This is a genomic window from Ruegeria sp. AF5, from assembly GCF_056541905.1.
The window spans coordinates 389,614-414,959 of the sequence record NZ_JBQFYZ010000002.1; the positions used below are offsets into that span (position 1 = coordinate 389,614).

Annotated in this window: 22 protein-coding genes; 11 read left to right on the top strand and 11 right to left on the bottom strand. The window is 57.6% G+C overall.

Annotation, left to right across the window (positions count from 1 at the left end; all coding sequences use genetic code 11):
- The first annotated feature begins 6 nt into the window (after positions 1 to 6).
- Entirely contained in the window at positions 7 to 1,173 is a 1,167-nt protein-coding gene (locus tag ACR0DS_RS05455) for an MFS transporter (protein ID WP_480557984.1), read from the top strand.
- Between the two features lie 41 nt (positions 1,174 to 1,214).
- Here the strand turns inward: ACR0DS_RS05455 and ACR0DS_RS05460 are convergent, their stop codons facing one another.
- Complete coding sequence (locus ACR0DS_RS05460; RefSeq protein ID WP_209503766.1) at positions 1,215 to 1,694, bottom strand: hypothetical protein; 480 nt, start codon at positions 1,692 to 1,694, stop codon at positions 1,215 to 1,217.
- 96 nt (positions 1,695 to 1,790) lie between these two features.
- Here ACR0DS_RS05460 and trkA point away from each other — a divergent pair, with 96 nt between their 5' ends.
- The 5 genes from trkA to ACR0DS_RS05485 all read left to right on the top strand — a co-directional run bounded on the left by trkA (position 1,791) and on the right by ACR0DS_RS05485 (position 6,677).
- Positions 1,791 to 3,167, top strand: a complete 1,377-nt coding sequence (gene trkA / locus ACR0DS_RS05465; RefSeq protein WP_267366209.1) for a Trk system potassium transporter TrkA — start codon at positions 1,791 to 1,793, stop codon at positions 3,165 to 3,167.
- Positions 3,167 to 4,705 carry a TrkH family potassium uptake protein gene (locus ACR0DS_RS05470; RefSeq protein WP_480480693.1) on the top strand — a complete coding sequence of 513 codons (1,539 nt, stop codon included), beginning with the start codon at positions 3,167 to 3,169 and terminating at the stop codon, positions 4,703 to 4,705. Before trkA ends, ACR0DS_RS05470 begins: the two co-directional genes overlap by 1 nt.
- A gap of 132 nt (positions 4,706 to 4,837) precedes the next feature.
- Positions 4,838 to 5,077 (top strand): RNA chaperone Hfq, encoded by a 240-nt coding sequence (gene hfq / locus ACR0DS_RS05475; protein WP_005982826.1) that lies wholly within the window; start codon positions 4,838 to 4,840, stop codon positions 5,075 to 5,077.
- Positions 5,077 to 6,348, top strand: a complete 1,272-nt coding sequence (gene hflX / locus ACR0DS_RS05480) for a GTPase HflX (RefSeq protein ID WP_480557982.1) — start codon at positions 5,077 to 5,079, stop codon at positions 6,346 to 6,348. Before hfq ends, hflX begins: the two co-directional genes overlap by 1 nt.
- Before the next feature lie 20 nt (positions 6,349 to 6,368).
- Positions 6,369 to 6,677, top strand: a complete 309-nt coding sequence (locus ACR0DS_RS05485; RefSeq protein WP_480557980.1) for a putative quinol monooxygenase — start codon at positions 6,369 to 6,371, stop codon at positions 6,675 to 6,677.
- A gap of 1 nt (position 6,678) precedes the next feature.
- On the opposite strand, the gene ACR0DS_RS05490 is transcribed toward ACR0DS_RS05485, so the two are convergent.
- The 4 genes from ACR0DS_RS05490 to hemB form a co-directional block, all read right to left on the bottom strand.
- The gene (locus ACR0DS_RS05490; protein ID WP_480557978.1) at positions 6,679 to 7,074 is read right to left on the bottom strand and encodes an SgcJ/EcaC family oxidoreductase; all 396 of its coding nucleotides are present in this window, start codon (positions 7,072 to 7,074) and stop codon (positions 6,679 to 6,681) included.
- Between the two features lie 108 nt (positions 7,075 to 7,182).
- Positions 7,183 to 9,645, bottom strand: a complete 2,463-nt coding sequence (locus tag ACR0DS_RS05495; protein ID WP_480557976.1) for a penicillin acylase family protein — start codon at positions 9,643 to 9,645, stop codon at positions 7,183 to 7,185.
- A gap of 165 nt (positions 9,646 to 9,810) precedes the next feature.
- Positions 9,811 to 10,383, bottom strand: coding sequence for a lipid-binding SYLF domain-containing protein (locus ACR0DS_RS05500; protein WP_209503773.1), 573 nt, complete (start codon positions 10,381 to 10,383; stop codon positions 9,811 to 9,813).
- Positions 10,384 to 10,526: 143 nt separating this feature from the next.
- On the bottom strand, positions 10,527 to 11,525 hold the full coding sequence (hemB, locus tag ACR0DS_RS05505) for a porphobilinogen synthase (protein WP_267365852.1): 999 nt from the start codon (positions 11,523 to 11,525) through the stop codon (positions 10,527 to 10,529).
- A gap of 119 nt (positions 11,526 to 11,644) precedes the next feature.
- Here hemB and ACR0DS_RS05510 point away from each other — a divergent pair, with 119 nt between their 5' ends.
- Both ACR0DS_RS05510 and mfd read left to right on the top strand, forming a co-directional pair.
- Positions 11,645 to 12,169 carry a component of SufBCD complex gene (locus ACR0DS_RS05510; RefSeq protein WP_480481661.1) on the top strand — a complete coding sequence of 175 codons (525 nt, stop codon included), beginning with the start codon at positions 11,645 to 11,647 and terminating at the stop codon, positions 12,167 to 12,169.
- A 21-nt stretch (positions 12,170 to 12,190) separates the two neighbouring features.
- Complete coding sequence (mfd, locus tag ACR0DS_RS05515) at positions 12,191 to 15,649, top strand: transcription-repair coupling factor (RefSeq protein WP_480557974.1); 3,459 nt, start codon at positions 12,191 to 12,193, stop codon at positions 15,647 to 15,649.
- A 145-nt stretch (positions 15,650 to 15,794) separates the two neighbouring features.
- Here the strand turns inward: mfd and ACR0DS_RS05520 are convergent, their stop codons facing one another.
- The 4 genes from ACR0DS_RS05520 to ACR0DS_RS05535 all read right to left on the bottom strand — a co-directional run bounded on the left by ACR0DS_RS05520 (position 15,795) and on the right by ACR0DS_RS05535 (position 20,970).
- Positions 15,795 to 17,453, bottom strand: a complete 1,659-nt coding sequence (locus tag ACR0DS_RS05520) for a hypothetical protein (RefSeq protein ID WP_480557972.1) — start codon at positions 17,451 to 17,453, stop codon at positions 15,795 to 15,797.
- A gap of 58 nt (positions 17,454 to 17,511) precedes the next feature.
- Positions 17,512 to 18,720 (bottom strand): multidrug effflux MFS transporter, encoded by a 1,209-nt coding sequence (locus ACR0DS_RS05525; RefSeq protein WP_480557970.1) that lies wholly within the window; start codon positions 18,718 to 18,720, stop codon positions 17,512 to 17,514.
- Positions 18,721 to 18,796: 76 nt separating this feature from the next.
- Complete coding sequence (locus ACR0DS_RS05530; protein WP_480537984.1) at positions 18,797 to 19,456, bottom strand: DsbA family oxidoreductase; 660 nt, start codon at positions 19,454 to 19,456, stop codon at positions 18,797 to 18,799.
- A complete protein-coding gene (locus tag ACR0DS_RS05535; RefSeq protein ID WP_480557968.1) occupies positions 19,453 to 20,970 on the bottom strand; it encodes a class I adenylate-forming enzyme family protein in 1,518 nt (505 codons plus the stop codon). The genes ACR0DS_RS05530 and ACR0DS_RS05535 overlap by 4 nt, the downstream gene beginning before the upstream one ends.
- Before the next feature lie 65 nt (positions 20,971 to 21,035).
- Here ACR0DS_RS05535 and ACR0DS_RS05540 point away from each other — a divergent pair, with 65 nt between their 5' ends.
- Positions 21,036 to 21,659 (top strand): helix-turn-helix domain-containing protein, encoded by a 624-nt coding sequence (locus ACR0DS_RS05540; protein ID WP_209503779.1) that lies wholly within the window; start codon positions 21,036 to 21,038, stop codon positions 21,657 to 21,659.
- On the opposite strand, the gene ACR0DS_RS05545 is transcribed toward ACR0DS_RS05540, so the two are convergent.
- Positions 21,648 to 21,887: a hypothetical protein gene (locus tag ACR0DS_RS05545; protein WP_209503780.1), complete on the bottom strand. Its 240-nt coding sequence runs from the start codon at positions 21,885 to 21,887 to the stop codon at positions 21,648 to 21,650. The two genes, ACR0DS_RS05540 and ACR0DS_RS05545, sit on opposite strands and share 12 nt — an antisense overlap.
- A 554-nt stretch (positions 21,888 to 22,441) precedes the next feature.
- Positions 22,442 to 24,259: an extracellular solute-binding protein gene (locus ACR0DS_RS05550; protein WP_480557966.1), complete on the bottom strand. Its 1,818-nt coding sequence runs from the start codon at positions 24,257 to 24,259 to the stop codon at positions 22,442 to 22,444.
- Here ACR0DS_RS05550 and ACR0DS_RS05555 point away from each other — a divergent pair.
- Positions 24,198 to 24,422 (top strand): hypothetical protein, encoded by a 225-nt coding sequence (locus ACR0DS_RS05555; protein WP_480493162.1) that lies wholly within the window; start codon positions 24,198 to 24,200, stop codon positions 24,420 to 24,422. The two genes, ACR0DS_RS05550 and ACR0DS_RS05555, sit on opposite strands and share 62 nt — an antisense overlap.
- A gap of 137 nt (positions 24,423 to 24,559) precedes the next feature.
- A complete protein-coding gene (locus tag ACR0DS_RS05560) occupies positions 24,560 to 25,333 on the top strand; it encodes a 3-hydroxybutyrate dehydrogenase (RefSeq protein WP_480505001.1) in 774 nt (257 codons plus the stop codon).
- The last annotated feature ends 13 nt before the right edge of the window (positions 25,334 to 25,346 follow it).

Here is a 25,346-nt window from a genome sequence, read left to right on the forward strand (position 1 = left end):
CGGCTTATGCCCCATCCATTACGCATCTTGTTACAGGTTTTGTTGCTTTGGCTTGCCGGGCTAGGTGCGGCGACCCAATTCGCCAAGATTGCGGTTCCTTTTGCTCAGGTCGCAGCCCTCTATCCTGCGCACGCGGACAAGATTGGCTGGCTTTTGTCAGTCATCAGCCTGATTGGCGCGATTCTTGGTGCATTGTCCGGCGCGATAGCCGGGCGGGTTGGGCCTGTCCGGTTGCTGATGTTTGGCTTGACCCTTGGCGGGGCGGTGTCCCTGTTTCAGGCCAGTATCCCCGGTTTGGGCCTGATGCTGGTCAGCCGCGTTGTCGAAGGGGTCTCTCATCTGGCTATCGTTGTCGCAGCACCAACACTGATTGCGCAAATCACGATTGGAAAATGGCGCAACGCGGCAATGGTTTTGTGGAGCAGTTTCTTTGGCGTCGCCTTTGCCCTGAACGCATGGCTTGGGCTTCCATTGATCGCTCAGGTCGGGCTGCCGGTTTATTTTGCTACCCATGGCGTTCTGATGTTTCTGATCGCCGTCCTGATCGTATCTTTCCGTCCCAACAGTGCATCGGCTTTGGTGAACAATCCTTTTTGGAGCGTTCGAACACTGATTGACATACACGTACAGACCTATCGCTCTGCATTTGTGTCGGCTCCGGCGCTCGGATGGTTCTTTTACACGCTGACCTTTGTCTCGCTGCTGGCCATTCTTCCGGGAAGATTGCCGGAAGATGTCAGTGCGATGATCGCAGGTTTGATGCCGTTGGCCGGGATCGTGATTTCCTGGCTTACCGTCCCAGTGTTGCTGAACGTTTGTTCTGGCGTATTCGTTGTTACCCTTGGTTTCGGGCTGTCTATCCTGACGATAGGCGCCCTGTTTCTTGGTGCCCCGTTGCCCGTTGTCTGCGTTGCGCTTTTTGCGGTGCTGGGGCTTGTTCAGGGCGGCAGCTTTGCAGCGGTACCGCAGTTGAACTCGACACCCGAAAACCAGGCGCTTAGCTATGGTGCGATGGCGCAGATGGGGAATGCGGGTAACCTTTTGGGCACACCTGTTTTGCTTGCAATTCTGTGGCGGACCAGTGAAGCAGGCATGTTGATTGCCGTGGTCGGGTTCTATGCTGTTGCCATGGCGCTGCATCTGTGGCTAGCCGCGCGGCGCAAACGCGCTTGAACCGGACTGGAATGATCAATCGCGCGGTACCGTGGTTTTGCTTACCCGGCTTGCCCCGGAGTGATGATCTGAAACGACCCGTCATCGAATTTCACAAAGCATGAGGCACTGTTGAGGGGCGGCAATGTTGTTGTTCGCGCCAATGGTACCCGCGATTTCACATTTTGCTTGCAGGGCGGCAAACTGACAGGGCGAAATCCCTTTTCGGCCATGCATTGCGCCTCAACCGTGTTTCGCAGACCCTGATTCACATCGACGGTATAGACCCTGCCGGGCTGCCACCAGCCCGGGGATTGATAGCAACGACCTCTGCCGTCGCAATACGTGCGCCCGGGCCAATATGTCGGCGGGCTTTGGCGGATCTGATTGGCAACTGGCACCTCTTTGACCGCCCTAAGCTGGCACTGGGTGGTCTCTTTTTGCAGACGTGACACGGTTTCACCCTCGCGATAGTAAAGCGAGAGCGGCCCGCACGAGGACAGCACCATCAGCGGCACAAGCATAGGAAACAGCGTTTTCATATGCTTATCTTGCCGCAGCTGATCGGCGATGACAATTCAATTGACCGCTTTGGGGGCATCTGTCATTCAATCCTTTCAGGCAGAAGGGCCAGAAACATGAAGGTCATTATTTGCGGCGCGGGTCAGGTCGGCTGGCAGATTGCGCGGCACCTTTCGGGTGAATTGAACGACGTCACCGTTGTCGACAACAATCCCGACCTGGTTCGGCGGGCGACCGAAACGCTGGACGTGCAGGGGATCGCCGGGTTTGCAAGTTATCCCGATGTGCTTGAAAGGGCAGGCGCGCGCGATGCGGACATGATTATCGCTGCGACCCATTCGGATGAAGTGAACATGGTCACTTGCCAAATGGCGCATTCGGTCTTTTCGATCCAGCGCAAGATCGCGCGACTGCGGTCAAAATCCTATCTTGAGGCGATCCACTCGGACCTTTACCGGCGCGATCATCTGCCGATTGATGTGGTGATCAGCCCCGAACGCGAAGTGGCCGCAGCCGCGATGCGCCGACTGTCGGCCCCGTCCGCCTTTGACACCGAGATTTTCATGGACGGCAAGGCGCAGCTTTTGGGTATTCGCGTGGATGAAGACTGCCCGATTGTGAACACACCCTTGCGGCAATTGACCGATTTGTTCTCGACGCTCAGTTCGATCGTAGTCGGGGTGCGTCGCGATGGCACGCTGTTTGCACCAGAATCCGAGGATCAGCTGTTTGTGGGCGACGAATGCTACGTCTTTACCAATGTAAAAGACGTGGATCGCACTATGGAGGTGTTTGGCAAGACCCAAAAGCGTCAGGATCGTGTGGTGATCGTGGGCGGGGGCAATGTCGGGCTTGAAGTGGCGCGAACTCTGGAAGAACAAAAAAGCCGCGTGCGCGCCAAAATCGTCGAGCGGGATCGCCGATGCGCCGAGATCGCCGCCGAGGCGTTGGAACGAACGATTGTGCTGCACGGTGATGGCCTTGATGCCAGTTTGTTGAGCGAAGCCGGTATCGACAGAGCGGATGCAATGCTGGCGGTTACGGATGACGACCGCACGAACATGCTGGCCGCTGTACGCGCCAAGGCCGAGGGTTGTGCCCTGGCGATCGCTTTGATCAATGATCCCAGTATGGTGGCCCTGATGGGACCTTTGGGGATTGATGCGTATATCAATCCGCGGGCAACCACCGTCAGTTCGATCTTGCGCCACATCCGTCATGGCCGGGTGCGACAGGTCTACTCGATCGGAGATGCTGAGGCCGAAGTGATCGAGGCTGAGGTTCTTTCAACCTCTCCCATGGCGGGTCAAAAGCTGCGCGATATCGATTTTCCCGAGGGCGTACTGGTGGGGGCCGTGCGCAAAGGAGATGAGGTTATGCGACCGACGGGCAGCCTCAGGATCGATGAAAAGGATGTCGTCGCGATCTTTGCCATGGCCAACGACGTGCCTGAGGTCGAACGCCTGATGCAGGTTTCAATCGATTTCTTCTGATGGCGCATGCGGGGATACAACAGATCGGGCTATTGCGGCGGTTGCCGCTGTTTCTTCTGATCTGGGCTATTGCGTCACTGGCCATGTGGATTCCGGCAGTTTACGCGCTGGCGCTGGATGATCACGATACATCGCGGTCGTTTTTGTACTCCGGTATCATAGGGTTGTTTCTGGTCGTCAGTGTCGCACTGGCCTCGTCCAACCGTGTGCCAAGGCGCGGAACTTTGGGACAATTGGCGGTGATGCTTGCATGTTTCACCATTCTGCCTGTCTTTCTTGCGATTCCATTTCACGATGCGCTGGGAACGACCACATTCCTGAACGCCTATTTTGACATGGTCAGTGCCCTGACAACCACGGGGGCGGATCTGTTTCCGGATCCAGACCGCCTGACGGCCCCGCTGCACCTGTGGCGCGCCTTGGTTGGATGGATGGGCGGTTTGCTGATGTGGATTGCCGCCGCGGCAATCCTTGCGCCTTTGTCGCTGGGTGGGTTCGAGGTCACGGCCCGCGGTCAGCCGGGTCGCCCGGTATCGGGTGTTGCGCAAAGCGAACGCGTTGATCCGCGCGGTCGACTGATCCGTGTGGCAAAGGGACTGACCCCGGTCTATGCCGGGTTGACGGCTGTGATCTGGATCCTTCTTCTGATCGCAGGCGAAACCGGACTGACAGCCGTTTGCCACGCAATGTCGGTCATGGCGACGTCCGGAATTTCTCCGGTGGGCGGCATGGAAGGCGCGCAGGCGGGCTTCACGGGTGAGGCGATCTTGTTTTTGTTCCTGTTCTTTGCCCTTTCGCGCCTGACATTTTCGACCGACACGGCGACATCCGGTTATTCCCGACTGGATACGGACCCGGAGTTTCGCATTGGCCTGATGATTGTTCTGGCCGTTGCGGCGTTATTGTTCTTTCGCGTTATTGCTGGTGTTACGGAAATCGGTGGGCAAATCGAGCCTTTACAGGCATTGCAGGTCATTTGGGGTATGCTGTTCACCGTTCTGGCCTTTCTGACAACCGCCGGGTTTGAAAGCGCAAACTGGGATGATGCGCAGCAATTATCTGGTCTGGGAACGCCCGGATTGTTGCTGATGGGGCTGGCCCTGATCGGTGGAGGGGTTGCGACCACGGCTGGCGGCGTGAAACTGCTGCGGGTTTTTGCCCTGTACTTGAACGGTGCGCGCGAGATCGACCGGTTGATCTATCCCTCATCCGTCAGCGGGGTTGGAGGTGGCAACCGACGCATTCAAAGGGACGGCGCGTTTATCGCCTGGATCTTTCTGATGCTCTTTGCGCTGACACTGGCGGTGTTCAACCTTTTGCTGGCCGCAATGGGGGCTGGGTTCGAACAGGCCATGGTGCTCAGCGTCGCAACGCTCAGCACGACGGGTCCGCTGATTGAATTGGCCACTGATGTTCCAATCCGGTTGATCGACCTGTCCGCAGGGGCCAAGCTGACGCTGTGCGCGGCGATGGTCATTGGCCGGCTCGAGACGCTTGCGATCATCGCCCTGATCACCCCTTCGCTGTGGCGGGATTGAACCGGTTGGATCCCGTCGTCTTTAGTGCTTAATTTTTCGTCTGGAATATCTTACCGCGGCACTCCATACTCACCGGGAGGGAGCGCGTTGGTCCGCAACGCGTAGCAAGAACAATGGCGAGATTATCATAATATGGCTTCGGACAGACAGAATCTTCAGGATGCTTTCCTGAACAATGTACGGAAAGCTAAGGTTCCGGTTACAATTTTCCTGATCAATGGCGTGAAATTGCAGGGTGTGATCACCTGGTTCGACAATTTCTGTGTATTGTTGCGCCGCGACGGACAGTCGCAGCTGGTGTACAAGCACGCGATTTCAACCATCATGCCATCACAGCCGATCAACCTGTATGAGGGCGAAGACGCCTCTTGATGGAACATGACCGGACGCGCACCCGGGCCTGGGTGCTGCATCCCGAAATCAAATCAGTTGAACAGCGCCGCGTTCCCGAACCTGCGCTGGCTGAGGCGGTTGCGCTGGCCGCCGCTTTGCCCGATCTGGATGTGATCGGGTCTGAAATCGTACGCCTGCAACGCGCCCAACCCGGCTATTTGTTTGGCAGTGGCAAGATCGAAGAACTGGGTGAGCGGCTTCGTGAAAACGAGGTTGAGCTGGTTCTGATCGATGGACCGGTAACACCGGTTCAGCAGCGCAATCTGGAAAAGGCATGGAAGGTCAAGATCCTCGACCGGACCGGGCTGATCCTTGAGATTTTCAGCGACCGCGCACGTACCCGTGAAGGGGTGTTGCAGGTCGAAATGGCTGCGCTCAGCTATCAGCGGACACGGCTGGTGCGGGCCTGGACCCACCTTGAACGTCAGCGTGGCGGCTTGGGATTTGTCGGCGGACCCGGCGAGACCCAGATCGAAGCCGACCGCCGCGCCATTGACGAACAACTGGTGCGTTTGCGCCGCCAATTGCAGAAAGTGGTCAAGACCCGCACCTTGCACCGTGCCGCGCGCGCCAAGGTGCCCTATCCGATCGTTGCATTGGTTGGATATACCAATGCCGGGAAATCTACCCTGTTCAATCGGCTGACCGGGGCCGAAGTGTTGGCCAAGGACATGTTGTTTGCCACGCTGGATCCAACTATGCGCCGCGTGCAACTGCCCGATGGCCCAGAAGTGATCCTGTCGGATACGGTGGGTTTTATCTCGAACCTGCCGACCGAGCTTGTGGCGTCTTTTCGAGCCACGCTTGAAGAAGTGTTGGGCGCTGATCTGATTGTTCACGTGCGCGATATCAGCCATGAAGAAACCAAAGCACAGGCGCAGGATGTCGAAGCAATCCTGACCTCGCTTGGTGTCGACGAAGAACGCCCCCGGCTTGAGGTTTGGAACAAGACTGACTTGCTGAGCACGGAAGAAAAAGACGCCGCGTTGGCGAGGGCGGATCGCGATCCTGCTATATTTGCCATTTCGGCAGTTACCGGCGAAGGCGTGACCCCTTTGCTTTCCGAGATTGCAGCAATCCTGCAAGGGGCCCGGCACGAGGTTGTTCTGAACCTGACCTTTGCGGAAGGGAACAAGCGGGCGTGGTTGTTCCGGCAGGATGTTGTACAATCTGAAGAGCAGACCGAAGAAGGGTTCCGTATCACTGTCCTTTGGACAGATAAGCAGGCCGCCCAATTCGACACACTATAGATACAGTGAAATTGCGGAAGATGGCTGATACATTGGATCAAAGAGTATTCCTGACCGGATTTATTGATGTCCCGGCGGACCGCCTTGAAGATGTGCGCGCCGCTCTGCCCACGCATATCGCCCTCACAAAGGCGGAAGAGGGTTGCCTGTCGTTCGACGTTGTCGAGGATCAGATCACACCCGGACGGTTCACTGTTTCAGAGGTTTTTGTGAATCAGCAGGCCTTTGATGCGCATCAGCAGCGGACGAAGGCATCCGAGTGGTTTCTGATTACACAAGGAATACCGCGGAGTTACAATATTGAAACCGCTGGCAAAAAGACGACCTAAGTCACACGCCTTCAAGTTGTCGCTGTAAGTCATCGGTGTCGAACCAGCCGACTGACGACTGTACAAGATGATCGGGCGCAAGTTCCCATTCATCCCATCCGCGTGCGATAACATGGTTGCCGGTCTGAGCATGATGCCCCTCACGTGTCCAGACAAATAGGGCATGAGATCCGGCCCATCGCATCATGTCGCAGCGCACCTCCAGATCAGGAAAATCGGCGTAGAAACCCCGGGCCATATCGGCAATCGCTGCGCGCCCTTCGATTGGGTCACCTCTGTTGATTGTAATCTGTCCGTCCAGCGAGAAAAAGCTGGCGACGGCATCTGCGTCACCTGAACTCCAGGCGATTGCGTAATCCCGGGCAAGGTTGTTCAGAGTATCCCGAATGCTGGCCATAGTTTCCCCCTGGTCCGAAACAGTTCGCTCGGTGATGGTAGGCGAAACTGCCGCATGTCGTCCACGGTCCGGGCAAAAAGGGGCGGGGAGTCGCCGAAACCCTGATGCTTAACGTGGGATCAGATTGGTCACTCCGACAGCAGCGGCGCGGGCAAGGTCAAGGTCCAGCGACATGGGAATATACTCGCCACGCCGCCACAGCTGCGCCTGATCGTCGTAATAGCGCGACAGGAAATGGCCCGATTGGCCGGTAGCGGTGATAAAAACCGAGCTGTTGGGATCGGCAAAGTCATACACACCGCGATACCCGGCCCCGTGGACGTTCTGAAACGGGTCGAGCCCTTCGCCCGACGTGCGCCCGCGCAGCAAGGTGTTGTCGCCGCCACTGGTCGATTGGCGAATGTTCACAAAATACCGAAGTATAGGCACGTTCCCCAGAACCGGGTGGTCGTGGGTTGCCTGATGGGCATCACCCCAGCGCAGGGATTCCAGTGCGCTGCCGTAGCGTTCGGTGATCCAGATCAGCGCGTCATCCAGCGCAAGTCGTGCCATTTCGGTACAGGTTTCAACCGGCGCGCTTTGTCGTACATCGCACCAGACACCGGCGCCATCAATGTCACGATAGACCCGTTCGATGAACAGGGGCTCGACATGTTTGAATTCGCTGGCCAGCGGCCCAAGCTCGTCCGAAATCAGGCGGATCTGAAGCGCCCGCACCCAGGCTGCATAGATCAGCGGTTCGGGCAGGTGCTCGTTCATCTCGCCGTTCCAGTCCGCCAGCAGCGACAGCGCAATCTGGCGCTGTCGTTCGGGCGTCCCTTCGGGGGCCGAGGCACCGGTGTACCAAAGGTCAGCGCCGATCAACGGCAGCAGAGAGCGCGCGGTGAAACTGACCGTATCCAGTTGCGCTTCGATGAAACTATCGCGGGTATGCACCTCACGCGATTGCATCAGACGTTCCCAGCGATGCACGCGCTGAGTGTCGCCCCATTCGTAGGACACATGATCCGGGAACGGGCGGTCGATGATCTTGTTGTTGGTGTTGCCTAGAACACCGCCGACAGGGGCCACGAATTCCGGGTTGTTGGCGTAGGGAAGGCGACCTTGCCAGCGATTGGCCTCGATCCAGCCGGGTGTCGGAATGCGTCCGCGGCTTTGGTTTTGCAGATCACGCCGGGGCATGGCGCCAATCAGTTTCATCCCTATTGTCATTTTGTCGACCAGTGACAGGTTTTGCGAGGGCGCAATGAATTGCCGCGCCACGGTTACGGCGTCCTGCACGTTGTCCGCGTTCATCAGGGCCATGGACGCCGTCATCGAAGTGTCTTGCGGGCTGAGCGCAGTCCAGGACAAAGACGCAACATGGCCCGGCGGTGTGATGGTTTCCAGCTTGTAATCCGTACCGGGCAACACAGGCCCGTTCTCAGTCCAGCGCAGCGTCAGTGTAACCGGAGCTTCCCCTTTGATTTCAATGATCGAAGGACGGGTCTGGAACTCCTTATAGCCATCCGGGGTCAGGTATTCTTCGGGGTTTTCCGGGTTCAGCTGCTCAATATGAATGTCCTGATCGTCAAGATAGGACGACGTCACCCCCCAACCCAAACGGTCACTGCGGCCGGTCATGATTGCGGGAATACCTGGGATCGAGGCCCCAATGACGCTTCCCTTTGCCAGACCAAGATGCGCCAGATACCACACGCCGGGTGCTGTGAAGCCCAGATGTGGGTCGTTGGCCAGCAACGTCCCACCGCTTGCCGAGCGCGAAGGCGCAGCGGTCCAGGCGTTTGATGCGCCCGCCAGCCCGCGTTTGGGAAGGGGTGACAGAGGCGTTTCGGGAAAACTTGTACCAGCGGCATAGCGCGGCAGGTTGGGAAACAGCGAAGCGTATTCAGGCAGCGCAGCAATGCCGGGGCCGGGAACATCGGGCAGAATGTCTGCCAGTCTGTCAGGGTTGCTTAGCATCAAAGACGTACGCGCCCGCAGAACCTCGTCTGTCAGGTGACCGGACAGTTGCAGTGCCATAAGCTTGATCACGGCAATACTGTCACCCGGTTGCCAGGGCGAGACGGGTGCATTGAACAGGAACATCTCAGGCGCGCCGCGCCCCAAGGCCTCGTCGTTGATCTCGGTCAGGCGTGCGTTGACCCCGGCCGCATAAGCACGAAGGGCAGCCTTGGTATAGTCGTCCTGCACTTCGACCGAGCGATGGGCAAGGCCGTACAGATCCAGCCGGCGCAGCAGCTTGTCAACGCGCAGGGTGCGCGGTCCAAAGATCTCGGACAAGCGGCCCTGTGCAGTGCGGCGCATGACTGTCATCTGCCACAATCGATCCTGCGCGTGGGCATATCCAAGACCGAAAAATACATCCGGGTCATTTTGGGCCAGAATGTGCGGCACATTGGCGGTGTCGCGCACGATCTCAACCGGTGCGGTCAACCCGTTGACTTCGAGCGTCTGGTCATAATCCGGCAGGGATTGGCTGGCCAGAAAATAGACAAGGCCCATTGCGGCGAGGATCAGCATGATCAGACCCGACACGATGCGCACCAGCCAGCGGAAAACAAGACCCATTACTGCCCCAAATTCTAGTACATGAAGGTTGCGCGGAGATTAGTGGATGGCGGGTCCAACCGAAAGAGGAACGCGGCAAGAACCTGTGCAGAAAGGATGAAAACAAATACCCCACCGCAGCATTCCGCTGTGATGGGGTTTGTCAGAAGAAGTGGGAAGCCCGAGTTATGGAATAATGCGGGTATATTTCGTGCCTTCCACGGTCGCACCGATCTGAAGCCCAGCCTGTCCGAAGATGGCGGCCAGAACGGGTGAGCGCAGCGTCGTTGTGTCTGTCGACAGGGAATCGCCCTGATCGCTGACCACATAGCCAATATCTGCTCCGGCTGTCCAACCACTGGAACGACGGAAATCGTTCAGGGCGTCTTCGGTCATGAAAAACAGAACATGCGCATATTGCTGCGCGCCGATCTGTAGCCCGGCCGTGCCCTTGACCGCCGAGTAGAAGTCAACTGTTGCACCGCTGATGCGCAGTGCGCCGCGACCGTAACCGCCACCGAACACGAAACCGGCTTCGGTAATCAGCGGCATGACCAGCATGCCGTTGGCCTTGTTCGCAATTTCAACCGTATTGGGATAGCGGCTGTACATCTCGGTCAGCGTTGCGTCGACACGGGCATCGATTGTTGCTGCGTTGGAATTGCCGACACCGTTGCCGCAGGCGGCGGTCAAGCTCAGACCTGCCATGCCCAAGGCAAAGCCGCGACGATTCAGTCGGGGGGAGTTGGAACTGCTCATGGTTTTATATCTCTGTAACTGTGCCTGATATGCCGGGTGATCCCGGTCTTGGCGGCAAGGATACGCCGATCAGGGCGATGTGTCACGGGAAAGCTGCCCGATCGGGCAATCTTATCGGCGAAATATCGCGAAACTTGCGGGCTTTATCCCTGCAGGATGCGCGCAACCTGAGGAGAGAAATAGGTCAGAATTCCATCGCAACCGGCGCGTTTGAAGGCCAGAAGGCTTTCTAGCATCACCTTCTCGCCATCGATCCAGCCGTTCTGAGCTGCGGCCTGAATCATCGCGTATTCGCCCGATACCTGATAGGCATATGTCGGCGCACCGAAACTGTCTTTCACGCGGCGGCAGATATCCAGATATGGCATGCCCGGCTTGATCATCACCATATCCGCGCCTTCAGTCAGATCGCGTTCGATCAGGCGCAAAGCCTCGTCCGAGTTTGCGGGGTCCATCTGGTATGTCTTCTTGTCGCCCGTCAGGGCCCCCGATGCACCGACCGCGTCGCGAAAGGGTCCGTAAAACGCACTGGCATATTTTGCGGCATAGCTGAGGATCATCACGTTGTGATAGCCTGCACCTTCCAGCGCGCGACGCATTTCCCCGATCCGGCCATCCATCATGTCCGACGGGCCGATGATATCCGCACCGGCGTCGGCCTGTGCCAGCGTCATCTTTACCAGTGCCTCGACGGTCTGGTCGTTGACGATTTCGCCGTCAACGACATATCCGTCGTGACCGTTGATGTTATACGGGTCAAGCGCCACATCCGTCATTACGGCAATGTCCGGAGCCGCTGCCTTGATTGCCCGAATGGCCCGGTTTGACAGGTTGTCGGGGTTCCATGCCTCGGCACAGTCTTCGGTTTTCAGTGCCGGGTCGGTGTAGGGAAAGATGCAAATCGCAGGAATCCCAAGGGCCTGGGCCTCGACCGCCGCTTTGGCAATCAGGTCAACCGATCTGCGAACCACACCAGGCATCGAGGGCACGGGCTCTTCAATGCCTTCGCCATCGCGTACGAAAACCGGCCAGATCAGGTCATCCGTTGTCAGAGTGTTCTCACGCACCAGCGCACGAATTGCCTGTGATTGACGGGCGCGGCGAAAGCGGGTCATGGGAAATGGGGCAATGGTCGGTTTCATGGCGCGTTCTCCTTGAACATTCGTGCATTGGGTGGCATGAATTCACAAAGGTCTCAAGGGTATCAATGGACGCGCGCCTAGATGGAACCCCCCTGAGTAGTGTGAATAAAGGGTTGGGTTTGGACTGGTACTCTTCGATCTTTGAACTCATCGACATGCGCAGCTTTTCGAATCTGTGGTTCTGGATCGTACTGGCGGTACTCTGGTCGTCGGCCAGCCACTGGGTGATGGGCATCCCATATGATCTGGTTGTCCGTGCCCGCCGGATCGGAGGTCAGGTCGAAACCGATCTGCTCGACATCGTTCGCATCCATACAAATCGGATTCTGCTGATTGTCGAGATGTCTGGCACCATCCTTTTGGCGTTTGGGTGTTTTCTGTTTACCGGGATGGCCACGCTTGGGTTCTATTATGACGTCGAATTCGCGCAGGCCCTGTTTTTACTTTTGTTCCCAATGACCTTGGTGCTTTTGATCAATATCGTGCATGCAAGGCGTCTTCGGCGGCAGGAATTGACGCTTGAAACTGTCTCAAAAACAATTTCCCGCTGCCGACTGTATACCCAGATCATTGGCATGATCTCGATACTGGTCACTTCGTTCTGGGGCATGTATCAGAACCTTTCGATTGGCGTTCTGGGATAGAAGATTCTGAAAGGCGAGGCGATGAAGGCTCCGAACCACGTGACAGTTGGCGGCGCCCCCGAAGGGTTTGACGCGCAGCTGGTGCTGAACGAGATTGCCCGCAGCAAGGGGCCGGTGGCCCATGTCGCACGCGATGACAAGCGGATGGAAGCGATGCGTTCCGCACTGGCGTTCTTTGCGCCTCAGATGCCTGTCTTTGTGTTTCCGGGCTGGGATTGCCTTCCTTATGATCGGGTCTCGCCCAATGCGGATATCTCGGCGGCGCGCGTCGCCACACTGGCGGCGCTGGTTCACCAGATGCCCCAACAGTATGTATTGCTGACCACGCTGAACGCCGCGACCCAACGCGTCCCGGCACGAGAGGTTTTGCGAGAGGCGGCGTTTACTGCCCGAGTTGGCCATCGCATAGATGAAACCGCTCTGCGAAACTTTCTGGTGCGTATGGGGTTCACACAAAGTCCAACGGTGATGGAACCCGGCGATTACGCCATCCGTGGCGGCATTATCGACATCTTCCCTCCGGGAGAGACGGGCCCGGTTCGGCTGGACCTGTTCGGTGACGTTCTGGACGGTGCGCGACGCTTTGATCCGGCGTCCCAGCGAACAACCGAAAAGCTGGACATCGTTGAACTTGCACCGGTGTCCGAAGTCATCCTGGACGAGGCCGCCATAACCCGGTTCCGTCAGAACTATCGCATCGAGTTTGGTGCCGCCGGTACAGATGACCCATTGTATGAGGCCGTAAGCGCGGGCCGCAAACATCAGGGGATCGAACATTGGCTGCCGTTCTTCCACGAAAAACTTGAGACGTTATTCGACTATTTGCCGGATGCGGTGATCACTGTCGATGATCAGGTGACGCCCGCGCGTCTGGCGCGTTGGGATACGATTGCCGATCAGTACGAAACCCGGCGACTGGCGCTGGAAAACCGATCCCGTATGGACACGGTCTATAAACCCACACCTCCGGGGTTGTTGTATCTTGACGATACCGCCTGGGAGGCGGCGGTCGCGGATCGTCGGGTTTTGCAGTTCAGCCCGCTGCCGCAAGCCTCTGGCCCCGGTGTCATAGACGCGGGCGGACGTATCGGACGCAACTTTGCACCGGAACGCCAGCAGGAAAGCATCAGCTTGTTCGGTGCTTTGGCCAGTCACATCACTGCAAAGCTCGACAAAGGACCGGTGCTGATCGCCTCATATTCCGATGGCGCGCGGGAACGCCTGACCGGCCTGATCGAAGACGAAGGGTTGGCCGAGGCGATACATGTGGCCAATGGCACCCGCATTGGAAAACGCGGCTTGCACCTTGCCGTCTGGGCGTTGGAGCATGGGTTCGAAACTCCTGATCTAACGGTGATCGCTGAACAGGATGTGCTGGGCGACAGGCTGATCCGTCAGCCCAAAAAACGCCGCAAGGCCGAGAACTTTCTGACCGAAACCCAATCACTCAGCCCCGGTGATCTGGTTGTACACGTGGATCACGGCATAGGTCGTTACATGGGCATGGAGGTCGTCACCGCAGCCGGTGCTGCCCATGAATGCCTGTTGCTGGAATATGCCGAGCGGGCAAAGCTGTACCTGCCGGTCGAAAACATAGAATTGCTGTCGAAATACGGACATGACGAAGGTCTGCTGGACCGTTTGGGCGGCGGCGCGTGGCAGGCAAAGAAGGCCAAGCTGAAAGAGCGCATCCGCGAGATGGCCGATAAGCTGATCCGCATCGCCGCTGAACGCGCGCTGCGCAAAGCCCCGGTCATGGATCCGCCGCCCCACGCGTGGGAGGAATTCAGCGCGCGATTCCCGTATCAGGAAACCGAAGACCAGTTGCGGGCGATCTCGGATGTGATGGAAGATATCCATTCCGGCGCACCAATGGATCGTCTGATCTGCGGTGACGTCGGCTTTGGCAAGACCGAGGTTGCCATGCGTGCCGCATTTGTCGCAGCCATGTCGGGCGTTCAGGTTGCGGTTGTAGCGCCCACCACCCTGCTGGCCCGCCAGCATGCCGCGAGTTTCAGGGAACGCTTTCGGGGGTTCCCGCTGGAGGTGCGGCAATTGTCACGCTTTGTTTCGGCGAAAGAAGCCCAAAAAACCCGTGACGGGCTGGCCCGCGGGACAGTGGACATCGTGATCGGAACGCACGCGCTTTTGGCCAAGAACATACGGTTCAACAATCTGGGGCTTCTGATCATTGACGAGGAACAGCATTTTGGCGTGGGTCATAAGGAACGGCTGAAACAGCTGCGCTCAGACATTCACGTGCTGACCCTGACCGCGACACCGATCCCGCGAACGCTGCAACTGTCGTTGACCGGCGTGCGCGACCTGTCGATTATCGGAACACCTCCAATCGACCGACTGGCAATCCGCACCTATGTCAGCGAGTTTGATGCAGTCACAATCCGAGAAGCGCTGCTGCGTGAACACTATCGTGGGGGGCAAAGTTTCTATGTTGTACCGCGCATCTCGGACCTGCCTGAGATCGAAGAATTTCTGAAAAATCAACTGCCTGAGCTCACTTACGTGGTTGCCCATGGCCAGATGGCAGCGGGTGAGCTCGATGATCGGATGAACGCGTTTTATGACGGGAAATTCGACGTGCTGCTGGCCACAACCATTGTCGAAAGCGGGCTGGACATCCCGACCGCAAACACGATGGTCGTGCACCGTGCGGACATGTTTGGCCTTGCCCAGCTCTATCAGATCCGGGGTCGCGTTGGGCGCTCGAAAACCCGTGCCTATGCTTACCTGACCACCAAACCGCGCCAGAAACTGACCGCTGCCGCCGAAAAACGCCTGCGTGTTCTGGGCTCGCTGGACACGTTGGGGGCCGGGTTCACTCTGGCCTCGCAGGATCTTGACATTCGTGGTGCGGGCAACCTGTTGGGTGAAGAACAATCCGGCCAGATGCGCGATGTGGGCTATGAGCTTTACCAATCCATGCTGGAAGAGGCGATTGCCAAGATCAAAGCCGGCGAGATGGAGGGGTTGTCGGATGCGGACGATCAATGGGCTCCGCAGATCAATCTGGGTGTGCCGGTTCTGATCCCCGAAAACTATGTGCCAGATCTGGATGTGCGCTTGGGGCTCTATCGCCGCCTGTCGTCTCTATCGACAAAGGTCGAACTGGAGGGCTTTGCTGCGGAATTGATCGACCGATTTGGCAAATTGCCGAAAGAGGTGAATACCTTGATGCTGGTTGTGCGGATCAAGGCCATGTGTAAACGCGCCGGGATCGCAAAGCTCGACGGTGGGCCGAAAGGTGCGACCATCCAGTTCCACAATGACAAATTCGCCTCGCCGCAGGGACTGGTTGAGTTCATTCAAAATCAACGTGGTATGGCCAAGGTCAAAGACAACAAGATCGTCGTGCGCCGGGACTGGAAAAAAGACAGTGACAAGATCAAAGGGGCTTTTGCAATTGCCCGGGATCTCGCTGAAAAAGTGGTCGCGGCGCAAAAAAAGGTCAAAGCAGGTTGAGATGTGAGAGGGGGCTCTGCCCCCGCTGCGCGTTCCGCGCATCTCCCCCGGGATATTTATGGCCAGATGAAGAAGCGGATCCCTGCTTCATCTGGCTAAAAATATCCCCGCCGGAGGCATCGTGCGTCAGCACGATCAGGACACTTTAGCTACGCATTGCCGCCTGCGCGCAGAAGCAGGACGCAGCCACCATGCGGTCGGCACGGGCCAACGCCAGGTCAAGCCGTTGTTTGATCTGCAGGACTTCGACCTGTTCGCTGCGTGCCTTTAGACAATCGTAAAGGCCCTTCAAACTCCAGACGTTGTCAGGATGTATCGAGGCGCGACTTAGCGTGCCGCCAAAGCCCAAATCTTCACGATAGGCTTCTTCCGCTTCGGCCAGCCGTCCTTGCTCGAATAGAAGTGCCCCAAGCGCGTGGCGGGTGGGCTGCATCCATCCCCAGGGTTCGTCATAGGGCAAGGTATCGTCCAGCTCGACCGAGCGGCGCAGATGGGCAAACGCGATTTCCAAGTTGCCTTTGCGGTACTCGATCTCACCGCGCAGCATTTCCCGCGCAATTTCCAGCAGGTCAATCACACGGTTGTTGTGCAGCCTGCGTGTTTCCGGAACGCATTCTTTGGCGGCAAGAAACAGATTTTCTTCGGCCTCGGCATTGGCGATATCACCGGTTGCTGCATGAGCGATGGCGCGCGCGTAGTATGTCGTGGCCGTCAGGGTGCGGAACAGGTCTGGGTCTGAGGGCAGTTCCAGTGCCTTGGCCTCGTCCCAGCGGCCAAACCGGATCAGGATGTGAGGGCCCATGGACATGTAGCTTTCGAAGTAATCGGCCATCGGGGGGCTTTCGATGCGCAGCAACTCTTCGGGTGTTGTATCCCACAATCCCTGATTGGCACGTAGGGCCGGTTCCATCTGTCCAAGAAAAAGCGCACCGTAGATGGCAAAGTGATAATTGTGCTGGCGATAGCCTGTGTAAATGTTGAACGCGCCTTCGCGCTCGTAATATTTCAGGTCGGCTTCCGAGGCTTTTTCGTTCCAGTGCACAACGTTGTGGTAATGTCCGCAGAGCACATCGATATGTGTCGGCATATGTACCAAGTGGCCTGCATCTGGAACCAATGTGCGCAGGATGTCCCCTGCTTTCAGGGCTTTTTCTGGTGTTGGAGACATCTCCATCAGATGAACATAGAGGTGCAGCAGGCCCGGGTGTGACATCGCAGCCGGATCGTTCGCCATGGCCCATTCAAGCGCATCTTGCGCTTCCTTCGTTGCCGCGCCCTGGGCGGGTTGGCCCGTTTTCAGATCCCACATCTGCCATGGCGTCAGGTTCAGCAGCGCTTCGACATAGATGGTACGCAAGTCGAGGTGGTCCGGGTGCGCCGCAAATGCCGCGCGCATCGCGTCGGCAAAACCGTGGTCCCATTGGTGCATGTCCTGAACCGGATCACGTTGCGGGTAACGCGCAGGCAGGGCCTGAATCAGGGCCTGTTCGACGGCAGTGCACCCTGCGAGCAGACCAAGGGCTTTTTGCATCGCGTCGTAAGCCTGTGCCAGCGCTTCTTCCTGACCCTTCTCATCCAGCAGGTCCCACGGGAGGTTGTAATTGGGACCGGCTGCATAGGCGACACCCCAATGGGCCATTGCGCAATTCGGATCATGCTCGGCCGCGCGTTGAAAACAGGCTACCGCCTCTTCGTGATTGTAGCCGTATGTCCAGTTCAGCCCGCGGTCGAACCACAGCTGAGCTTCGGGGCTGGAAGTGGAAACCGGGCAGGAATAGCTGCCCAGATCGTAGTAATCGTTCATCACAGTTCCTCCCCCTAAGTTCGGGGTAGGATAGCGTGTTTCACCCGAGATTCACAGGTCAGGCTGGCAGCCGTTCTTCGATGCGACCCATGTGGATCATCAGGCTGAATGCCAGAATGCACATACACAGAATACCAATCGTCAACGGCGCGATGGATCCGTTGAACAGCAACCCGACTGGCGCGGCGATTGCCGCGGCCAGTACGGTTGAGATCGACCCGACAACCGACGCGGCCATGCCCGCGATGTGGCCCATGGGTTCCATGGCAATGGCATTCAGATTGCCGATGGTTACACCAGCCATGAAAAAGACCATCGTCTGCCAGAAGACAAACAGGGCAAATGACATATCGGGTGAAAGGTTCGCCATGTTCAGGATGATGACGACAGACGTGATGGCAATCTGCGCGCCGAAGGCAAAAGTCACCATCCGGCGCATCCCGACACGCACCACCAAAGCCGCGTTCAAAAGGCTGGCCGAACCTGACATCAGGGCGACAAATCCGAACCAGAAGGGAAAGCTGTCGGCCCGATCATGGATCACATCATAGACCGGTTGCACCATAGTCAGCATAGTGAACAAGGTCCCCATGCACAAGGTTTGCACGAAGATAGACAAGCGCACAGTCGGATGCGCAAACATTTCGTTCACAGCCGCAATCATCAGATGCAGACGGAAGGGACGGCGGTCCTCGACAGCCAGAGATTCGGGAAGTCGTGTGCTCATCCACAATACGACGATCAGAGCAAACAGGATGAAGGACACGAAGATCCCGCGCCAGCCGAAGAGGGCGATAACACCAGCGCCCAGCATCGGAGCCGCTGCTGGTACCAACGTAAAGATCATCATGGCAATCGAGATGATGCGTGCCATTTCCCGGCCCGAATACAAGTCACGCGTGATGGCCATCGCCACGACACGTGGCCCGGCAGCGCCCAGACCCTGCACAACACGCGCAATCAGTACCAGTTCCAGCGAAGAACTGGCCCAGGCAACAGCCGAAGCCGCAATGTACAAAAGCGCTCCGCAAAACATCACCGGCTTACGCCCCAGCGCATCCGATAGCGGGCCGGTAAAGAATGTACCGATGCCCATTCCCACAACGAAGGACGTCAGGATCAGTTGGGCGCGATTGACGTCATCAGGGCTGAGCTGCGCGCCGATTTCGGGCAGGGCGGGCAGCATTGAATCGATCGAAAACGCGATAGTGGCGAACATCATTGCGATCAGCGCAATGAATTCCGCCTTCGACATTCGGTTGGCCATGAAGCACTCCTAACCTGTTCGCGCTACCATGGCGGGTCAGGTTAGACCAGACTGGAAATTCGCACAGACCTCTGTGCTATTCTGCAGGATAAGTGTCAAGTTGAGACATGATTTCAGCGATCACTTTTTCCCACATTTCAGGCGGTTGAGCACCCGGAACGGCATGTTGATTGGCAACAATGTAGGTCGGGACCGAACTGACGCCCATTTCGCGTGAGTGGGTATCGCGGTTTCGAATATCCTCGCGGTCAGCGTCGGATTTCAGCAGCTTCATGACCACCGCAGCATCCATTCCGGCACTGTCTGCAATGTCGGACAGGACCTCGGGGTCGCCGATATCGCGGGCCTGAACGAAGTAGGCATCGAACAGCGCATCGACGACAGCATTCTGTTTGCCTTCGATCCCGGCCCAATGGATCAGGCGATGTGCATCCAGTGTATTAGGTGTGCGTTTCATGCCTTCGAAGTCGATCTTCAGACCGGCGTTTTCAGCGTGTTCAACCACGGGCGCATAAGCACGTACGGCACCGTCCTTGCCACCGAACTTGCGTTCCAGATATTCGCGACGATCCATACCTGCGTCCGGCATATCAGGGTTCAACTGAAACGGATGCCATTCGATGACAAAAGGGTGCTGGGGCACATTGGCCAATGCTTTGTCCAGATGCGTTTTGCCGATATAGCACCACGGGCAGATCGGATCGGACAGGATGTCGAGCTTGACGGTCTGGGTCATGTGGCTGGTGCCTCGAAATAGGCCGGCAACGCCCGGCGCAGGAGTTTGCCATTGCCGCCAGTTGGTAGCGCAGACAGGTGGATGAAGGCGCGTGGTTGTTTGTAACGTGCCAGATTGGCCTCGACATAGGCGCGCAGGGCCGCATCGTCCAGCTTTTCCGGGCCGGTATAGAAGGCTCCTATCACAAATGTGTCCGGTTTGACCTCGACCGCGGCCGCGCCGACCTGCGTGATACCGGGAAAACGGGACAGGGCGGCTTCGACCTCGACCGGGGATACGCGGTAGCCTCCGGCATTCATCATGTCGTCGTCCCGGCCCAGATAACTGATCTGGCCGTCCACAGCCATTGCCCCTTGATCTCCGGTCAGGAACCATTCGCCTTGCATCCGGGTTTCAACTTCATCCGGTGCATTGAGGTAGGTCAGCATCAATCCAGGGTCAGACTGATGAATGGCGATGGTGCCTTCTTGCCCCTGCGGCACCGGGCCGTCCGGGCCCAGAATGGCCACGCGACGGCCCGGTTGCGGGTGCCCCAATGCGTCGCCGCGCGCAGGGTGGGCCGGGCTGGAGGATATGAAGGTCGAGCATTCGGACATACCATAGGCTTCGAACAATTCCGTACCGGTGGCGCTTAGCCATTTCTCGTGCAGTGCGCGCGACAGCTTTTCCCCCGCGCATAAACCGTGGCGCAGGTCAGGTAAGCTGATTTGCTCATACTCTTGCACCAATTTTCGAAAGACCCCCGGTGCCGCCGCAAAGATCGTTGCGCGATGCTGGCGGAGCAGAGCGGGCAGGGCGGAGATGTCCGTGCCCGGTTCCGGGATCAAGGCGGTTGCGCCGATGGTCCACGGGTCCATCAGACCGGTGCCAAGTGTATAGGTCCAGTTGAACGCTCCGGCGTGACACAGCCGATCGGACGCGCGCAGACCATACCAACCATCAACCATCATCTGCCGCGCCCAGATTGCCCGATGGGCGTGGGCCACGGCACGCGGACTGCCCGAGGTTCCCGAGGTGTAGACGACATATGCCATGCGCTCGGGGTCGCCCAGGTCATAGCTGGCGGGTGGAATGTCGCGCATGGCCTTTAATGCATCCAACTCGATCTGTCTGGGATGAGGCGCGCATGAGACAGCGGGATCACGAAGAACCGCAGCCGGGGACAGATCGTCGATCATTCTGGCGGTTTCGGGTTCCGTCAGTTGCGACGAAGTCGGCACCGGAATGATACCCACTGAAATCGCGCCCAGATAGGCAATCGGGAAATCCACCGTATTGCCGAGCCGCATCAGAACGGTATCGCCGGGTGTCAGACCTGATTGCAGCAACCCCGCGCCTGTGCCCAACACGGCAGATTGCAGGTCGCGATAGGTCCAGTCCTGCGCGCCGTGGGGCATTAGTACCGACAACGCCACTTTGTCAGGGACCTGATCGGCACGGCCAAGGACATGCGCCGCCAGATTGAACGGTGCGGGGCAGGGCGCGGGCGCCCCCTGATCGAAGACAGATAACATGGCCATTGGCTAACGCGGTGTCTGGCGCGTTGCAAGCGCGGCTGGCCAAGCCTATAGAGAATGGCATGAGCACCCAAGATCCCAAATCCCTGATCCGAATTGCCCGCGATTCCGGCGATCACACCGAAGTTGAACCGCTGGACCTTGGCGCGCGCGTGCGCGAATTGCGAAAAGCGCGGAAATGGACGCTGGAGCAGGCCGCCAGTCAGGCCGGTTTGGCCCGTTCGACGCTCAGCAAGATCGAGAACGGGCAGATGTCACCTACCTATGACGCGCTCAAAAAGCTTGCGGTTGGGTTGGAAATCTCGGTGCCTCAGCTTTTCACACCGCCGCAGCGGGACCAGGTCATCGGACGGATGGCGATTACCCGGATGGGCGAAGGGGCGGCCCACGCGACAACGACCTACGAGCATGAGTTGCTGGCCGAAACCCTGACCAAGAAGCACATGCTGCCCTACCGTGCGCGGGTTCGGGCGCGATCCATGGACGAATTCGACGGCTGGGTGCGCCACGATGGCGAAGAGTTCATGTATGTTCTGACCGGTGTTGTCCGGCTCTATACCGAGTTCTATGAGCCGGTCGAAATGCGTAGGGGTGACAGCGCCTATTACGATGGCAGCATGGGCCATAACGTAATCTCCGTCAGTGACGAAGATGCGACAATCCTTTGGGTCACATCACTTGCTTAGCGACGCGCGGCAGAATTCTCTGTTCAGACCTTCGGTGAACAGGAAATCTTCGACCTCTTCATGAGCTTCGTTCATGGTTAACTGGTGACGCTCTGCCAGATAGGCTTCGAACCCTTTACGATCTTTTGATACGCGCATCATGTCCTGGTCACGCAAATTCGGAAAACGCCGCTTTGCACGTGCGTAGGCCGCATTCCAGTCTTGTGTCAGATCCGTCCAGTTCATCATGTATGAGCTTTCCTTATGTAGCGTTTAGGACTGCTCTCCCCCTCTTTAGGGTACGTAATGGGTGCCGTTAGGGAAGACATGACAAAATGTCGCAGCATGCCACTGCATTCCTTTTACAAGATTGTGCCTCTGCAATACCTGCCGCAACAGGGCGGCAGGCTTGAAACTGTTTAAAGCACCTGCGGATCAGGAGATCTGTTTGGTGCGGAACCGGGTATTCCCGGCGCGCGAGTTGTAAAGGCGACCTCCATCTTTGGGCTATGTCTAAATACCGCGATTCAATGCAGCTTTTGACGTTGACCGAAGCAGGCTGAAGGTGCGTCTCATGGGATCATCCGGCATCCGATATGGCCTGCATCTGATGCTGCGACCTGCTGTCGCCAAACGTAGACCTGAGTGTGATGGCCATGTGCTGAATTCCGCCGACAGGCGTAGTTTTCCGGGGCCAATCGTGCAGGGAGCGTAAAGGAATCGCGTATTTCAAGGGGTCCGCCAACACCCCGCGGTGAACAGCCGGTGTCGTGTAAAGCCCGGCTGTCCTGATGTTCAAGTGATTACCCGGCGTCGTACCACCACACTTCCGGCATGTATTGTGGTCCGTCGCCATAGATTGGCACAGTCTCAGGGAACTTGAGCTCGCGGATGTGGGCAACCCGCCCGACATCAAAACTCCAGATCGGGATGACATAGCGACCAGTCGTCAGAACCCGGTCAAGTGCGCGGGTTGCAGCAGTGAAATCTTCACGTGTTTCCGAGACAAGCATGGCGTCAATCATCGCATCAACAGCGGGCGAGGCCACGCCCATCAGGTTGCGTGTGCCGGGTGTGTCCGCGTTCTCGCTTCCCCAATACAAACGCTGTTCATTGCCGGGAGACAGTGAAAGAGCACGCCGGAAAGGCGTAACATCAAAATCCAGTTCCCCGGTGCGCCCGACATACTGCGCGTTGTCGACCTGTTCCGTCGTAACCTGAATGCCAAGCCGTTCCAGAGCGCGGGAATAAATCTCGACCACCGACGCCATCTCGCTGTCACCCTGCTGCAGCAAGACCGTCATTTTGAACGGGTCACCATTCGTGTTGCGCAAGACCCCGTCCTGAACGGTCCAGCCCGATTCGGTCAACAGTTTGGTGGCTTTGCGAATATTTGCGCGGTTGCGGGCTGAACCGTCGCCCTTCGGCAGTTCATACCCTTCCATCGTGCCGGGGATCAGATCCGAGGCAAAGGGTTCCAGCAGGGCTTTTACCTGCCCTTGGGCCGGCCCGGGCTGCATGGCCAGGTCCGAGCCCGAAAAGTAGGACGTGATCCTTGGCTGCGCCCCACCAGTGATCGTGTCGTTGATGAACTCGAAGTTGAAGGCCAGCGTCAGGGCCTCGCGAACGCGCCAGTCGTCGAACGGGGCTTTGCGGGTGTTCATCACAAACCCGGTCATGCCTGACGGTTTGCCATGCGGGATCTCGGTCTTGATGACATCGCCGCGCTGAACGGCGGGGAAGCTGTATTGCGTGTCCCATTTGTCGCCGTTGAACTCACGCACCGCTGATAGCTCGCCGGCTTTGAAGGCCTCGAACAGGACGCTGCCGTCGCCGTAGAACTCGATCCGCATTTCATCCAGATTCATGGTGCCGCGACGGAACGGGATATCCTGCCCCCAATACTCAGGGTTGCGACGAAGGTTCACATAGCGCCCCGCCTCGTAGCTATCGATCACATAGGGGCCGGTGCCGATTGGGACATCGTGCAAGGCGGCGTCGGCAAATTTCTTGTCCTTCCACTGCGCCTTTTGGAGGACCGGACGCATCCCTGCGAGCAGGGCAAGTTCGCGATCCGGCACGTTGAAAGTAATCCGAACCGAACGCGGGCCGGTCTGTTCGATCCTGTCGATTTTGTCCCAAAAACCGCGATAGCGCAGATGCCCCTGAGTGCCGAGCGTCTCGTATGACCAGATCACGTCGTCAATCGTGACCGGGCTGCCGTCGGAAAACCGGGCCTCTTCCCGCAGGGTAAATTCAACCCATGACCGGTCGGGAGCCGTCTCAACTGATTCGGCTAACAGCCCGTAAAGTGTGAAAGGTTCGTCCCAGGATCGCCCCATCAGGCTTTCATGGGTCCAAAATGGCAATTGCCAGGGCGAGGTGCCTTTTTGCAAAAACGGGTTCAGGCTGTTATAGCCGCCAGTATTTCCGAAAACGACTTTGCCGCCTTTGGGCGCATCGGGGTTGGCATAGGGTAGGGACACAAAATCCGGTGGTAGGGCCGGGTCTCCATACATAGCTATGCCATGAGACGATTCTGCATGGGCGGACGAGATCATGAAAATGCTGGCGATTCCCGCCGCAAGTGGTCGAAACGGTCGGAGAAAATCCGGGCTCATTTTGGAAACAATCCTGCTCTGGCCTTATTTTGTTGGGATTCACCGTAGTGATGATTTTTCATATTATCAAACTTTTAGCTTGGACGAAGGCGTGGAATTGCTTATAAAGGATGCACTGCTCGATAGGTTTCTTGCCTGTATGAAACCTGCCTCAATAACTTAACGCCCGCTTCGTGCGGGCGTTTTTTTTGGCTGCTTGAGAAGTGTCAGGCTGGGATTTCAGGCAGGTGTGTTTCCCCGTTTTCTTTGCAGGTGCAGCATGGCATTGTGCACCAAATCATCGCTTCAGGGAGAACGGTCATGAGCCTTTCCGGCAAAACAGCAATCATCACGGGGTCTAATTCTGGCATCGGACTGGGGGTCGCGCGCGAACTGGCGAAGGCCGGAGCTGATGTTGTCCTGAATTCCTTTACGGACCGAGACGAAGATCACGCGCTGGCCGCTGAGATTGCCAAAGAGACCGGAACCAAAGCGCGTTACATCAAGGCGGACATGTCAAAAGGCGAAGAGTGCCGGGCGCTGATTGAGCAGGCCGGAGCTTGCGACATACTTGTGAACAACGCGGGCATTCAGTTTGTGTCCCCGATCGATCAGTTTCCGGCGGAAAAATGGGATGCGATTATTGCGATCAACATGAACTCGGTCTTTCACACGACCGCTGCCGCGCTGCCGATGATGCGCAAGGCAGGTTGGGGTCGTATTGTGAACATCGCCTCGGCCCACGGCCTGACGGCGTCGCCGTTCAAGGCAGCCTATGTTGCAGCCAAGCACGGGGTGGTGGGAATGACCAAGACCGTTGCGCTGGAAACCGCGCAAGAACCTATCACCTGCAACGCCATTTGCCCGGGCTATGTGCTGACACCCCTGGTTGAGGCCCAAATCCCGAACACGATGAAAGAATACAATATGAGCCGCGAGGAGGTTGTAAAAAACGTGCTTCTGGAACGGCAACCTTCCAAGGAATTCGCCACGGTTGAGCAACTGGGCGGGACAACCATTTTCCTGTGCTCGGACGCAGCGGCGCAGATCACGGGAACCACGATTTCTGTCGATGGCGGCTGGACCGCCTTGTGATTGGCCTTGGGGG